The organism is Peribacillus sp. BM1 (assembly GCF_056679975.1).
Genome location: NZ_CM155259.1, coordinates 1,716,025 through 1,730,766, shown reverse-complemented (window position 1 = coordinate 1,730,766; position 14,742 = coordinate 1,716,025). Strand labels below are relative to the sequence as shown.

General features: G+C 36.5%; 14 protein-coding genes, 1 riboswitch and 1 other annotated feature. Of the genes, 2 read left to right on the top strand and 12 right to left on the bottom strand.

The annotated features are described in order from the left end of the window. Positions 1–35: 35 nt before the first annotated feature. The 11 genes from AC1MGI_RS08345 to AC1MGI_RS08295 form a co-directional block, all read right to left on the bottom strand. Positions 36–1,577 (bottom strand): response regulator transcription factor, encoded by a 1,542-nt coding sequence (locus tag AC1MGI_RS08345; protein WP_480349289.1) that lies wholly within the window; start codon positions 1,575–1,577, stop codon positions 36–38. Between the two features lie 202 nt (positions 1,578–1,779). Beyond that, positions 1,780–2,322: a general stress protein gene (locus AC1MGI_RS08340; protein WP_480349288.1), complete on the bottom strand. Its 543-nt coding sequence runs from the start codon at positions 2,320–2,322 to the stop codon at positions 1,780–1,782. 98 nt (positions 2,323–2,420) lie between these two features. Then, the gene (locus tag AC1MGI_RS08335) at positions 2,421–2,987 is read right to left on the bottom strand and encodes a hypothetical protein (protein WP_480349287.1); all 567 of its coding nucleotides are present in this window, start codon (positions 2,985–2,987) and stop codon (positions 2,421–2,423) included. A gap of 9 nt (positions 2,988–2,996) precedes the next feature. Further along, on the bottom strand, positions 2,997–3,350 hold the full coding sequence (locus AC1MGI_RS08330) for a DUF5412 domain-containing protein (protein ID WP_480349286.1): 354 nt from the start codon (positions 3,348–3,350) through the stop codon (positions 2,997–2,999). Between the two features lie 759 nt (positions 3,351–4,109). Next, positions 4,110–5,540 (bottom strand): Na+/H+ antiporter NhaC family protein, encoded by a 1,431-nt coding sequence (locus AC1MGI_RS08325; protein ID WP_480349285.1) that lies wholly within the window; start codon positions 5,538–5,540, stop codon positions 4,110–4,112. A gap of 86 nt (positions 5,541–5,626) precedes the next feature. Next, entirely contained in the window at positions 5,627–6,673 is a 1,047-nt protein-coding gene (locus AC1MGI_RS08320) for an aldo/keto reductase (protein WP_480349284.1), read from the bottom strand. Beyond that, complete coding sequence (locus AC1MGI_RS08315; protein ID WP_480349283.1) at positions 6,673–7,017, bottom strand: TIGR04076 family protein; 345 nt, start codon at positions 7,015–7,017, stop codon at positions 6,673–6,675. Before AC1MGI_RS08315 ends, AC1MGI_RS08320 begins: the two co-directional genes overlap by 1 nt. Positions 7,018–7,218: 201 nt before the next feature. Further along, positions 7,219–7,465 (bottom strand) — a binding site (T-box leader). Positions 7,466–7,525: 60 nt separating this feature from the next. Then, complete coding sequence (locus tag AC1MGI_RS08310; RefSeq protein ID WP_480349282.1) at positions 7,526–7,747, bottom strand: hypothetical protein; 222 nt, start codon at positions 7,745–7,747, stop codon at positions 7,526–7,528. Positions 7,748–8,163: 416 nt separating this feature from the next. Continuing rightward, on the bottom strand, positions 8,164–9,420 hold the full coding sequence (locus AC1MGI_RS08305) for a nucleoside permease (RefSeq protein WP_480349281.1): 1,257 nt from the start codon (positions 9,418–9,420) through the stop codon (positions 8,164–8,166). A 343-nt stretch (positions 9,421–9,763) separates the two neighbouring features. Beyond that, positions 9,764–10,699, bottom strand: a complete 936-nt coding sequence (locus AC1MGI_RS08300; protein ID WP_480349280.1) for a nucleoside hydrolase — start codon at positions 10,697–10,699, stop codon at positions 9,764–9,766. A gap of 226 nt (positions 10,700–10,925) precedes the next feature. Then, positions 10,926–11,027: riboswitch (purine riboswitch) on the bottom strand. 227 nt (positions 11,028–11,254) lie between these two features. Next, positions 11,255–11,638 (bottom strand): EamA family transporter, encoded by a 384-nt coding sequence (locus AC1MGI_RS08295; RefSeq protein WP_480349279.1) that lies wholly within the window; start codon positions 11,636–11,638, stop codon positions 11,255–11,257. A gap of 334 nt (positions 11,639–11,972) precedes the next feature. Between AC1MGI_RS08295 and AC1MGI_RS08290 the strand changes: the two genes are divergently transcribed. Both AC1MGI_RS08290 and AC1MGI_RS08285 read left to right on the top strand, forming a co-directional pair. Further along, positions 11,973–13,163 carry an MFS transporter gene (locus AC1MGI_RS08290; RefSeq protein ID WP_480349278.1) on the top strand — a complete coding sequence of 397 codons (1,191 nt, stop codon included), beginning with the start codon at positions 11,973–11,975 and terminating at the stop codon, positions 13,161–13,163. A gap of 375 nt (positions 13,164–13,538) precedes the next feature. Next, complete coding sequence (locus tag AC1MGI_RS08285; RefSeq protein ID WP_480349741.1) at positions 13,539–13,619, top strand: hypothetical protein; 81 nt, start codon at positions 13,539–13,541, stop codon at positions 13,617–13,619. Between the two features lie 60 nt (positions 13,620–13,679). Here the strand turns inward: AC1MGI_RS08285 and AC1MGI_RS08280 are convergent, their stop codons facing one another. Next, a complete protein-coding gene (locus tag AC1MGI_RS08280; RefSeq protein WP_480349277.1) occupies positions 13,680–14,663 on the bottom strand; it encodes a tRNA dihydrouridine synthase in 984 nt (327 codons plus the stop codon). Positions 14,664–14,742: the final 79 nt, after the last annotated feature.

The following is a 14,742-nucleotide window of genomic DNA, read 5'->3' as shown; positions in this document are numbered from 1 at the left end:
CGTTATTATTCTCATTTATACCCCATCTCTTATCCTCAAGTGTGTTTTTTTCTAAATTTACTAGGTGACATTCCATTTATCTTTTTAAATACTTTACAGAAATAGCTATGATCTGAATAACCTACTATTCCACTAATTTCTGAAATGGATGCTGAATCCTTAAGTAGGAGCTGTGAAGCCTTTTCAATTCGAACCTTATTCAAATACTCAACAAACCCTTCTTTATTATTTGTAGAAAAATAGTTAGACAAATAGGAAGGATTAAAATGAAAATGCTCTGCTACATCCGCAAGGCTGAGTTGATCTGCATAATGGTCTTCAATATATTGCAGGAGTTTCTTCATTTTTAAATTACTAGGTTGATTTTTCTCCGCATGTAAGCATTTGTTTACTTGACTAATAAATTTATTTAGTTGTTCTACTGTCTCACTGGATGAATTGGCCTCGTTAATGGACCTTAAATACTCATACTTGGAACTTCCGATTTCAGCTACATCGTATTCCATATTATTTAGAATAACATTAATATGAAAAATGATATTTTCAAAGAATGATTTAAATTCGAATACATCCGTTGTGTAACATTTAGAAAATACAGATACATATTCTTGTAAATAGCTGATCGCTTCCTGAAAGCGACTATACTTCCATTCGTTTGTGAACCACTCGATTTTAAAAGCCTCAATATTTGGTACTTCTCGTTGTAAATCCTGTTTCCTTAAAAGAGGGATGTGAGGAAAATAAAATTTATATTGGATCAATTTTGATACCTTTTCATTATATATAGGTCCTATTTGTGATAAATCAGAGAATTGTTCACTTAGAACAAAGCCCGAATTTGTATGAATTCCCGCAACTCCTTTTGCGAAATCAATGACCTCATGGGACTTATCTTTGTTTACGTTCAGTATGAATGCGATTTCATTTCTATCAAAAGTAATGGTATGACACGTTGCTTGATCTAGATAAGATTGGTATTGTTCTGTGATACTATCTTGAACTTGAATAAGATCTCCTCTAGGAATATTCCGACTAAACACTACACCTAATAAATAGAAGCTATCATAGGAAAACACCCTAGATAGTAGCTCAGCATCATAATCCGCTTCATAACCAGAAATTAACTTTTCAACTATATGGTTTACAGACATTCGCTCCTGCTGCTTTGTCTCATTTGATTCAGGAGTTGGAATTCTACTCACTGCCTTATTTAGCACTTCTAACAGCGTATTTGCATCAAGCTTAGGCTTTAATATATAATCAACAACTCCACTTTGAAAGGTAGAACGAACGTAGTCAAATTCCCCAAAACTACTTAGTATAATGATTTCGATATTTGGATATTTTGATTTAACTATTCTTGTCAATTCTTCTCCATCCATAATAGGCATTACAATATCGGTTATTACAATTTCCGGATGGGTTCGTTCAATGATTTCAAGTGCCTCCTTTCCATTAGAAGCTTCTCCGACAATTTGAAAACCTTCTTGCTCCCAATTAAGGTAATGTTTTATGCCTTGCCTTATCAAAATTTCATCATCTACAATAACAATTTTACTCAATTCTTTAGTTGTCACATGTTCACCTCTAACGCAAATCATATTTACAAATATTCATACATTTATTATACACACCAAAACTAGTATTTTGGTATTAGGTCTAGAAAGTAGACACAATTTTATACGTACCGCGCTTTGGCTAGTAAAAATAAACTCTTTCCTTTCCTTCCGCTTTTTGCCCATTTTTTCTAAAAAACATCTCGCTTCAATCTCATATTACTTAACTCTGTTGATTCCATTTACTTCCCTCTACTCTCTCAAAGTCTTTACTTAAACATGCCTGTTTTAGCCTCTTTGACTTTAGAAGATACTCGATATCAGAAGAATTGTCGTATGAAAGTTGAATATGAAAATAGTTAATATATTCAAGTATCGCAAATATGTAAATAAAACCTGATATAGACAAACCACCTATGGGCAATGACGGATACCATTGAAGAAAGTCGATAACGAACAAAAAAGGCGGGACAATCATTAAGCAAATATTCCACTTCTGTACTTTTTTTAATTGCTGAACCATTCGAATTGGCGTTACCGATGTATTTTCACTTTTTAATCGTCTCCATTTTGAATACCAATATATACTTCCTTGCACTAAAAGAAACTCCAAAAGAAAAAATGAAAGCCAAAAAGAAGCAAGTGAATATAATTGTAATTGGGGATAAGACTTATTAAGCAAAAAACTTACAATAATAAAACTGACTACTGCCAGTGACTCACCTATATATAAATATGAAAGCCTCTTCGCTACTTGCTTTCTCAACTGTGCATCTCCTCTCTTCAATAAATAGTCTACCTCATAGCTTCCTTACTTTTTCTCCCGACTTAATGATAATATTTACGCCTGTTGAACTACCACTTTCAACGTGGTTTTCTATATTCGATACGTCTTATTAACAAGAAAATAGCAACAATACCAACGACTACAATCACCGCAACCCATAAATATAATTGATTTCCCGCATGCTTACCCGTTAAGTCAACTTCTTCAATCGGAGGCTGTCCTTCACCAAGTATCGCTAAATCTTCCTGTGAAGAACTCCATTTATTTGTTCGATCACAAATGATTGATACGAGTGATTTTGCTCCGTACATAGTTGATTCGGTAGCATAGACCAAATATTCTTCTCCCTCTTTAAAATCAAATCCACAGTCTCCACCGCCTTGACCAGTTGTAATAATAATTTGCGACTGCTTTACACCTTTCCAGGTATTAGTTACTTCAATGAAGACTGACTTTGACGTATATCCATTTAGGCTTCGTTTCTTTCTTATATCGACAACTTTCCCACTGAACACTGCTTTCGAGCGTTCGAATTCTTCCTCTACACTTGGTAATTCTACACACGAACAAGCACTTGTAACGGAAGGAAAAGAGCTTATAAATAAAATACCAATGAAAATGAGAATTGGAATTGCCTTCTTCAAGTAATCACCTCAATCTCTCCGATAATCATACATATCATTTGGAACATCGAGTTCAACATTATTAATGATGACAGTATCATGATCTAACCATTTCATCGAAGCCGTTTCTATTCTATATTGCCAGTAGATATTTTTCGGCGCCCTCTTTTCGTTATTGAAATTTAGCTCTCCACGAACAGCATATGATGTTGTAGCTCCCCCATTTGTCATATATGCCTTTACTGTGTACCGACCATCAGGTGAAGTTGCTTCTGCAATATATTCACCTTCTGGAAGTCTTCCCATATCGAAAAAAGCCCAATAAACTAAATATGCAAGAATTCCTACGATGATCAGAAAGATAATTGACAACTTTTTCCACATCCTTTTTTTCTCGCTTCCTTTCCCCAGACAATAAATCCTCTTTATTCACATGGTTAATCAGGATTATTTCGAAATTGAATACACATATAAATAAAAGGAGCTTGAAATTAGGCTCCTTCATCCTATTTACTTTAAGTCTTGAATCAAAAGATTATTAGCAAATTGGTTATCTCTTTGCAAGCATCAATAAGTAGCTGAATAAATAGGCAAAAGATGTAACGCCAAATAATACAAATATGCTTGGAGTCATAGTTACGTACAGGCTGATTGGTAACGACCATATGAAAGCAATTAACATCAAGACTTTCTTAGACATTAAAGAAGAAATGATTACTAAACAAGCAGGAAGACATAGCATGATAAAAGTATTTAATATGGGTTCAATATCAGTTGCATTAGAATAGGGATTAAAGAAGCTAAATACATTCCACAGAAAAATAGAAAATGCCCCTGCAATGAACCCCAACATAGATGACACTTTTGGAATACCTAACCCCCCCTCAAATCTCCGTTTTTGAGTTCTATGGAGCAAAAGGAACAAAGTACCTAAACATAAAAGCCATAAACGCAAAAACTGAAATCGTACATACGCAAGCTAAATGCAATAGTATATATAGGATTTTCATTTTTCCTTTAATGAAAAATGCATAGATAAAACCAAATAAAGGATTTTCCAGAAAAGTACTCAGCGTAAAGTCTTACCACTATCTAAAAAAGGCTCTCACCATATTATGAGAGCCGAACTTGGTATCTTGTTTACTAATCTTGAGGATTGCTAACTGCTTTCCCTTCCAGGCCTTCATATTTGCGGCCCCATCCCGTTATAACCGAGAACAATAGAACCAAGAACAGTACCATGCAATAAATCATACCGCTGCTGATTTGTGTTAGTAAAAGCGGTGCAACAAAATCATAGCCTTGTGTCAGCAAAGCACCGAGGAATACAAAAACACTTAAAAAAGGGATTACTAGTACGATAGAATTAGCAAAACCATCAAGTAGATTAGCACGACGGTATGGATGCAAACCAACACGTTTGCCAATCTCATTCTGTACTTTTCCAAACGTCGTCATCGACGCACTAGTTACACCACCGAAGATCAAAGTTGTAAATGAAATACCTAACATCATAGCGATTTCAGCACCGCGAACCGTCTTGCCCATTTTGCTGTTAAGTATGCCGTTTGTGACTTTTTCAAGCACTCCCGCACCATTGAGCACACCCATTATACCGTAGACTGAAATAACCAGCGTGACTGTTGCCATCATGCTGCTGATACCGCCCGTTAGGAATCCTACTGGAGTACCATCTGCAACTGAGATAATATTGTCAAAAGTTAAGAGGTTAAACGCTAAACCTGTCATTGTCCCTAAAATGATACCTATAGTAATAGCTTTATAAATATTGCGAGTTTTGATTGCTACGATTAACATGATGACTACCGGAACCAGCATGACCAGTGTGATGGGATTCATGTTTTTCGCAAGGATATCTGAAGCGCCTGCACCTACCGTGCCGCCACCACCAAAGATCCAGAACAGAACAAAAGAGATAACACCCGCGACCAAGGAATACTTTAGCCGACTGGCAACACAGCCACCCACTTCAGCAAAACCTTCTTTTTTTGTGTATTCTTGAGTTCCTGCAGAGATGATGGTGGTATCTGATATTGGTGCTAAGTTATCACCAAAAATAGAAGCACTGACAATTGCGCCCGCAAGAACGGCAGGATCGCATCCCAACAATACTCCTGCCGGGTAGAAAATAGGGAAGCAGGTAAACATTGATCCGATGGATGATCCAGTAGCAGTAGAAATGATACAAATTGCTAAGAATGTGAACGCAGTGAATAATCCTCCATCCACGCCTAGCAAGTCGGCAAGCCACACGAAACCTGCCGAAATGTTAGTAGTTTTGATCAGCTCCGAGAACATCCCGATGACGAACAGCAGAATTGCAATCGGTACGGCTTCCCTTACGCCTTCATAGACTGAATCCCAGAAACGTTCGTAGTTACCCTTTTTTACAAAAATTGCCCCCACCATAAGTGCGACGAAAGCACCCATTGCGAGTGCATACATTTCAAACGCTTTAAAAACGATAAAATACAATATGCAGAAAAACAGAAAAATAACGACTGGAATAAACGCAACTCCCCAGCCACCTTTAAATTCGAGTCTTTTATCCATATAGAAACTCCCTCTTATGTATTAAACGTGTACTCTTGTTTAATCGTCGCAATATCCAAAAACTGCGTTAAGATCGTTTGGTATAATTATTCTTCATTCAAATTCATCTTCATAATATTCCGGAATTTTGAATCAGCCGTACGCTCTAACTCAAAAGGTTCACCATCTAATATTGGATAATTATCTAAGAATTGATTTAGTTCTTCAATATCAGAACGATCGAGTTCGAAACTAAATATGTGTGCATTTGACTCAACATGGCTGCTATTTCTAACTCCAATAATTGTGGCCCCAACACCTTGTTGACTTAAGATATATTTTGTAGCAACATGAGCGATGCTGACAGAATGCTTTTTAGCGATTCTTTGTAACAATAACAACAATTCCTGATAGCTACCCCAACCTAAAGTCTCTTCAATCACCTGGAGATATTTAACATGTGAGCGTGTTTCGGGTTGTATAGATGGTTTACCGATCCATTTTTCCGCTAATAAACCACCTGATAATGTACCATAGCACAGCAGAGTAATGCCTTTACTTTTACAATAATCTAATAATTCTTTCTCTGGACGTCTATCAAAAACCGAGTATTGATTTTGACAAGACACAATCGGTATCCCGGCATCAACGATTTCTTTCAAATGTTTCGTATCAAAGTTTGTAACAGCGATATTACGTATTTTCCCTTTTTCTTTTAGTCTTAACAGATCCCTAGCTGTCTCGATATAGCCGGGCACATCGTAATCCCACCAATGAAACTGCACTAGATCTAATACATCTCGATTTTGCCGTTTAAGGCTTCTGTCAATGATTTTTTCTGTATATGTAAAATCGACATCACTAAGTAAATTGATATCAGGTACATACTTAGTATGAATTTGAATATCATTGGGTGAAATGGTGCTTCCGTGCTTAAGTTGCTTTGAGAATTCACCTAGGAGTTCTTCAGTACCTGTATATATATCAGCACAATCAAATGTCGTAAATCCTTTTTCGACAAGCATATGGAAGGCCTTCATAATATCTTGCTTGTCTAAATTTGTTTCTAAACTATGACCTTCCGATAGTTGCCAACAGCCGTTGATCACTTTACTGATTGTATAATCTTTCGCTAATTCAAATCGTTCTACCATTAGTTATTATCTCCTTTATAGATGGGTTCTGTTGTACATTCAGCATGACTAAATTCTTGAGTTCCAATACGAGTTATTTTAAATCTAGCACCACAGTTTGGATCTGGGCAGGCAATTACACTATCAGACAACATCCAGTCATTAGTGTGTAAAACTCGTTGTTTTGCAGGCAGTAACGGCAAAATAGCGCTTAAGGCATACATTGAAAATGAATTACTTTCTGGGAAGATAAGGTCTTCCCCTATAACTAAGAAGTAACCACCTTCCTTATGCTTGCAAACCATTGGTTTATCTGTACCTACAACTTCTACTTTTAAGTTATATAGCATAAATTTATCATCCATGACACGTACTCCTATCAACACTTATAATTAATAAACCTACTACTTTCATTACTTTTTTCATTCTCCTTTTCTTCTTTATAACTCTGAGATTTCCTACTTTCATACATAACGAATAGGGTTTCTCCGCAACAATTATATCCTGCTTACTTACAGTTGTTTTGGCCCATAAAATAATAAAAAACACCTATCCTTAAATAATAATTCAAGGACAAGTGTTAACTTGCGGTACCACCTTGTTTGATATGTATCATACATACCCTCTTCTCTGCAGAGTGCTCACACAAACACCCTTAGCCCTATAACGCTGGCTATACGTCTAAGCTACTAAAAATTTTTTTCGCTTCGCCCTCTGAGGCCCACTTGCTGTTACTGCATCTATCCGGCTTACACCATCCCGGATTCGCTGAGAGATCGTTTAACAGTTTAACTCCCTCGTCTACGGTTTATAAAAATGTTAGCATCATAGCTTTCTATTGTCAATAATATTCCCTATATTTAGATAACTTGTCTATATTTCTATTTGGATATGATCTTTAATTTCTACTATTCTATCAGCTTTCTCAGTTATTTTTTTATCATGGGTTATTACTACAAAAGTCGTACTGAACTTTCTATTTATATCTCTCATTAATTTATATATCATTTCAGTAGATTCGGTATCGAGATTTCCTATATATAGTGCAATTACAGGAGAACTATTTATTCCAAGTATTGCAACCATAATACCCAATAAAAATCCTTCAATTCCCTCAAAAAAATAACCCTTGAAAACGCTGTAAACACAGTATTTTCAAGGGTTATTTTTTACTTTTTCACTAGCAGAGAGACCGTCTCCACATGCGCGGAGTGTATGTGGCAATACATGGGATACTGGTCAATTTGAAGAAAAAAGTAACCCCCCTACAGCCCAAAATGGTTATTAGGAAGAAGGTTACTCTAAATAATGTACAAACATCGTGATACTTTTCAAGTTTTTCCTAAGTGCTAAGGATAGACTCGGACTGCCAATAGCGCTAAAGAACCCCACCAAGTAGCCTTATAAATCTCGACATAATTCTACATAACCCGAGTGGTGACAGGCACAGAGATTACATTTCAAACCAAATATCGTTTCAAAGCAGAAACAAAAATGATATAGAATATCTATTAAGCAACATTATTTACATTCTTAATTCCATTATGGTCATTCTTGTATTTAAAACTTACAGCAAAAATGATTGCAAGGACGAATGTGTAGACTGCAAAAACTAACCAGATACTTTGCCAATCCCTCACTCCGTTAATCGTAAAATAATCCACCAGTTTTCCACTAAGAACAGCGCCTAAATAGGTACCGACTCCGTTGACCATTGTCATAAATAAGCCTTGTGCACTTCCACGAATTCGACGATCCACTTCCTTTTCAACAAAAATAGATCCGGAAATATTAAAGAAGTCAAATGCAGCACCATATACAATCATTGATAATAGCAATAAAATGACACCTACATTAGATGGGTTGCCATAGGCGAAAAGAATAAAGCGTAATGTCCACGCCACCATACTCAACAACATTACCGTCTTAATCCCAAATTTACGTAAGAAAAAAGGAATGGCAAGAATAAAGAACACTTCAGCAATTTGTCCCATTGATAATAAAATTGCTGGATATTTAACAACAAGACTATCTTTATAGTTAGCGATTGACGCAAAATCATGTAAAAATGGATCAGCAAATACAAGGTTAATTTGCAATGCAGCACCTAACAGCATAGCAAAAATGAAAAAGATAGCCATTCTCTTTTGCTTAAATAATACGAAAGCATCTAGACCTAAAAGACTTACTAACGAATTATCCTTTTTGACATTTGATGTTGGATTATCTGGCAGTGTAAATGAATAAAGTGCAAGTAAGAAGGAAGCCCCCGCAGCCATGTAAAGCTGAATATTGCTTAGCTCAAATCCACCAAGACTAATTATCCACATCGCAAGAATAAAACTAATTGTTCCAAAAACACGAACAGAAGGGAAGTATTTCGTTGTATCAAGCCCTTCTTTTTCTAGGCAAAAATATGAAATCGTATAAGATAAAGAAATCGTTGGCATGTAAACCATTGCGTTAAAAAGCATAGCCCAAAACATGAGATTAGGTTCTGAAATCCCTGCAGCTGAAAATAAGAAAATCGCTCCAAGGAAATGGCAAATTCCATATAATCTATTTGCTTTTATCCAACGATCTGCAATAATCCCTACAAGACTTGGCATTAGAAGAGAAGCAAGCCCTATTGTGCTATAAACACCTCCAACTTGTGTGCCGGTAAAATGCAAAGTATTGAACATATATGAGCCAAGTGTAACAAGCCAACATCCCCAAATAAAAAACTGAAGAGACATCATAATTTTAAGTCTTGATTTTATAGTCATTTTTTCCTCCAACTATGCTTTTTGTGCTGAAACTAAATTTTCTAAACTCTTTTATTAAAATCTTGATATTAAATTAGAATCACTTACTAAATTTCCGAAAATTCAATTAACAACATCTATAATATTGGTATTTGACTTACTCGCACCTTAATTTTTTCTATAAAAAATACAATCAATTATATTGATCGTAATACATTAAGAACTTCTCTCTAAATGTACTACGATCAATGGTTCACAAATACGAACGTTCTTTAAGCTTTCAAGATAGTTATTAACATTAATTTCAACAAAACTGTGATCTCATGTTAATTAACCATCTATTTCAAAATCTGTATGTTATAGATTAAGCTTTTTTAGATAATTCGGTAATATAATCGAAGAAAGCATTAGAATTTACATCATAAACCACATTTACTGGGCGACCATTGTCTGTTTCTTCTGTACGCCCCTGACTCGGCCCATCTGTATGCACGATACTATTAATTCTTTTCACTTTTACAAGATCACTATTACCAACAAATGCTGTTGTTAAGACATCCCATAAGAAATATGTTGAATTTGTTGTAAAATGAACCAACGGCGGGCACATCGCATAACATTGGCCAATAAAATCAACACCGAGGTGTTTGCGTTCAGATGCCCAACGATTACGTATATCTACTGTAAGAGGTACCTGGCTAGTGCTTTCAAGCGCTACTAAATCAATTTGTATACTACTTTTCCATACTCGACCAGCTGCTTCAGGGTCCCAAAATACATTCCATTCCGCTGTCCCATCATGTTCGGGCTCTTCCACATTTCCTACATCACGAAATGTGCCGCCCATCCATACGAGTCGATCGATTTTTTCTTCAATAGAAGGGTCTTCATCTAGTGCACGAGCAAGATCCGTAAGTGGACCGGTGAATAAAAGAGTAGTTTTTTCATCTGAAGCGTGAATTGCATCTATCATATGAAGATGTGCTGGTTTCTCCGCTACTGGTGTAACAATCTTTCCGGATTCATTTAATATTGGCAAGGCATCCACAAAGAAAGCGTGCAAACGCCAATCTTTAGGAAAAGGATTTTTTCCGCGAGAATTTGACTCTGCTACATCTAGACTGTCTTTTCCAAAGCGATCAATGATTTTTCGGCTTGCAAACATAGCTGGTTCTAAATAACAATCAGCTGGTATGACGGAAACACCAGTTAGTTCAATGGTATCCATTTGTAGTAATAAAAATAGAGAAACAAGATCATCTACACCGCCATCATGATTAAAGTAAATTTTCTTTTTCATTCTTTCTCAATCCTTCCAAATTGAATTTTTATTTTACTTTACGAATTGATCCAACTGTTTTCCTAGCACTGGAATGGGGCACACTTTATTACACATTAAGAGCGTACAAAACTTTCTTAGTATAATAAAATCTAGAATTAAATATTACTTAAACGATAAAAAAACGCTCCGATATCTACCGGAGCGCTTGACTAGGGCATGAGTAAATAAGAAAGAGACTCCCTCTTTCAATTAAAACTCAGCTCGTAGTCAAGCCCTTTACGGCGGCTTGGTAGAAACTTTTGGGCCATATCCCCAATATTATACGACATAATTCTACATTAAATTTACATTTATCATAACAACGATTTAAGGTCTCGTCAACAAATAGAAAACAACTGTTAATATTTTTAACAATTGTTTATATTTGTTTACTAATATAATATTACGTATGTTGATTATCTGATTTCTACCAAAAAAATTGCATTAAAAAGAGAGATTCTCATGTAAAATAGGAGTCACTTATACAGTTGACACAAAAGTCGTGTGTTTACCTAGGTAATCTATTCACTTATCTTATTTATCTGTTAATTTTATAAATGTGGTACGGGTAGAACCTATACGATTTACCAAACAAATTCCTAAAAGCGCCAAAATTATCCCTAACAATGTAATAGTAGTTAAATCCTCTTTTAAAAATAAAACCCCTGACAGAGTACCAACTGCGGGTACTATTAGCAAAGAAATCGATGCTTTACTAGCTTCCATTTTAGATAGAATATGAGACCAGATAACAAAAGCTAATGCAGATGCCAAAACGCCAGAATATAAAAGGTATACTGTAGCCATAAGACTCCAATGTGACTGACCATGTTCAAAACTGATCGAATAAGTAAACAAGCCAATAGCTCCCGCTCCCATTTGCCATGTAGTAAGTTGAATAGTGTCACAGCCTTGCAATTTCTTTTTGAAAATTAAACTGAAAAACGCCCATGTTACTGCAGAGCTTAACGCAAGAAGGGGAGCTCATATATTTCCTCCAAACTGAATATCCATTGCTAAAAACAACCCAAATATTCCGATCAAGATCCCAATTGCCTTACTAGCAGTCAATTTTTCTCCTGGAATGAAATAATGAGCCACCAATGAAAGAAATATCGTTAATCAATTTTTATAGAAATGATCAATGATAACTAAGCAAGGGTTTTCCTCGTAAAAAGGTTTTATGGTATGATAGTTAAACTGTTTATCTACCCTGTGACACATTTACATTCATCTAAGAAAAGAGGTATTTATGCACGCCACAGAATTATCCAAGCGACATTGGTTACTCATCTTAACACTTACTTTATTAACATTTGTTCTCGGGACAAGCGAATTTGTTATCATCGGGATCTTAACCGATATTTCCTCGAGTCTCCATATAACAAATGCAAAAGCAGGCACACTCGTTTCTGCGTTTGCGATTACGTTCGCCATTGCCACACCACTCGTGATGTCGACAACAAGCCATTTTCCAAAGCGTAAATGGATGTTGTTTTTGATAGGTTTGTTCATCATCCTGAATGCTTTGTGTGTGATTTCGACGAGCTACATCATGCTCCTTACACTTCGGATGATGACTGCGATTGTAACAGGAGTTTTAATTTCACTTGCTATGATTGTTGCAAGTGAAACCATGCCGATCGCAAAACGTGGACTTGCTATATCATTCGTTTTCGGTGGTTTTACTCTTGCAAACGTGATTGGAGTACCAATAGGCACTGTCATCGCTGAATGGTACAACTGGAATGCAACCTTCCTGTTAACGACTTTTCTCGGTGGAATTGCGTTTTTGGCATCTTTCTTCGTTTTGCCTACTATGCACAATCCATTTCGCAGTTCGATGCGTGATCAATTTTCTTTATTAACACACCCACGAATCTTAATGGCTTTTTTCATTCCATCGCTTGGATTTGGAGCGACGTATGCCGTTTATACGTATCTTGTTCCGATCCTGAAAGGAATGGAAGCACCAAGTAGTTCAATCAGTTTGATCCTGTTTGGTTACGGATTTATTTCTATTTTCAGCAACATACTCGCTGGTAAAATTGCCAACTACAATGCGATCGGACGCCTCCGGTTTGTTTTCCTCGTTCAAGCCATTGTTCTGATCAGTTTATATTGGACGACAAATAATTTTATCTTTGGATTGGTTAACATTAGCTTGATGTCATTAATGGCCATCCTCTTAACAACATCTATCCAGCTTTATTTGATAGACCTTGCCGGTATTTATCAACCAAAAGCTACAGGTCTAGCTGCTTCACTGATGCCAGTAGCAAGCAATGTCGGTATCGCCTTTGGTTCCGCATTAGGCGGAATTGTTTACCATCAGGGAAATTTGATAAGTGTGGCATTAGTCGGTGGGCTACTTGCTATCTTTGCAAGTCTTCTAACTTTCTTAAGTCATCGCTTAGACCAAAAGCAAAAGAAAGCGGCATAAGAGAAAGGCTACGAACGCCTTGGTATGCTTCCTACAGTACCTCCAATTTAAAAAGAAGTATCAAGAACGTTGAGTTGTTCTTTGATACTGCTTTTTAAATTGGACTAGGTGCTTACCTCTAAAAATCAAGCGGACAATTGCAAAAGAACTTATCAAGATTAATGTTTCTGCTTGAAGGAAATATTGATCTAAGAATCGAATTTTTGTTCTTTAAAAATACATTAAAAAACCTCATTTACTTATGGTATGGTTCAACTTAACATGACGGCTTTCATTCCAAGGTTCAATTATATTGAAGAGAATAATGATCTCCCATTTGTGTACTTTTAATTTGCAAATTCATACCCTAATATAGCTTAGTATAATAACAAACGCATAAAGCAAAAATTGGCGGGAATGAGCTCGGTTCAATACCGCATTCACACCAGCCAATTAACTGCTTCATATAAGCTCTAACTTTTTGGGGTCACATCAGTTTAACGTCCCGCTTCGCATTTACCTTGAATTGGGGCACTTCTACTGTTCCCCCATCCCATCAACATTCTTTGACCCAAAGTTATCGAGCAGTGCACGCACTTCATCTGTTGATTTCGTGTTCATCAATTGATTTCTTAATTCTCCAGCTCCACGGAATCCTTTGACATAAATTTTGAAAAAGCGATGAAGCCCTGTGATTGAACGTGGCAGTGCTTCCGCATATTGATCTTGAAGATCAAGCTGCAGTCTTAAAAGATCAAGGTATTCTTTACTGCTATGCTCTTTTGGCTCTTTTTCAAAAGCAAAAGGATTTTTAAAAATCCCTCGCCCAATCATAACGCCATCAATACCATATTGTTCAGCAAGCTGCAGCCCAGTTTGACGGTCAGGAATGTCTCCATTGATTGTTAGCAGCGTATTCGGTGCGATACGGTCACGTATTTTTTTAATTTCCGGAATTAACTCCCAATGCGCATCTACTTGGCTCATTTCCTTTCTTGTACGTAAATGAATAGAAAGGTTCGCAATATCCTGTTTTAAAATATGCGTTAGCCACTCCTCCCACTCATTTACGTCATTATAGCCAAGTCGTGTTTTCACGCTGACAGGCAGTCCGCTCAGCTTTGCTGCTTGAATAAGTTCTGCCGCAACGTCTGGACGCAGAATAAGGCCACTACCTTTCCCTCTCGATGCCACATTCGGTACAGGGCAGCCCATATTAATATCGATGCCTTTAAATCCTAGCTCTGCCATGCCAATACTCATTTGACGGAAATATTCGGGATTATCCCCCCAAATATGTGCCACCATTGGCTGTTCATCTTCTGTAAAAGTCAAACGGCCACGCACACTTTTCATGCCCTCTGGATGACAATAGCTATCCGAGTTTGTAAACTCTGTGAAAAATACATCCGGTCGACCGGCTTTACTTACTACGTGACGAAAAACAACATCTGTCACATCTTCCATTGGTGCCAGTACAAAAAACGGACGTGGTAAATCACGCCAAAAATTATCTATCATATTTAAATTCAAGTCCTCTCATTATGCGATACCTGGTCAAATCTTTATCCCAAAATTAAAAAGCAAAAATGCCCCTGCT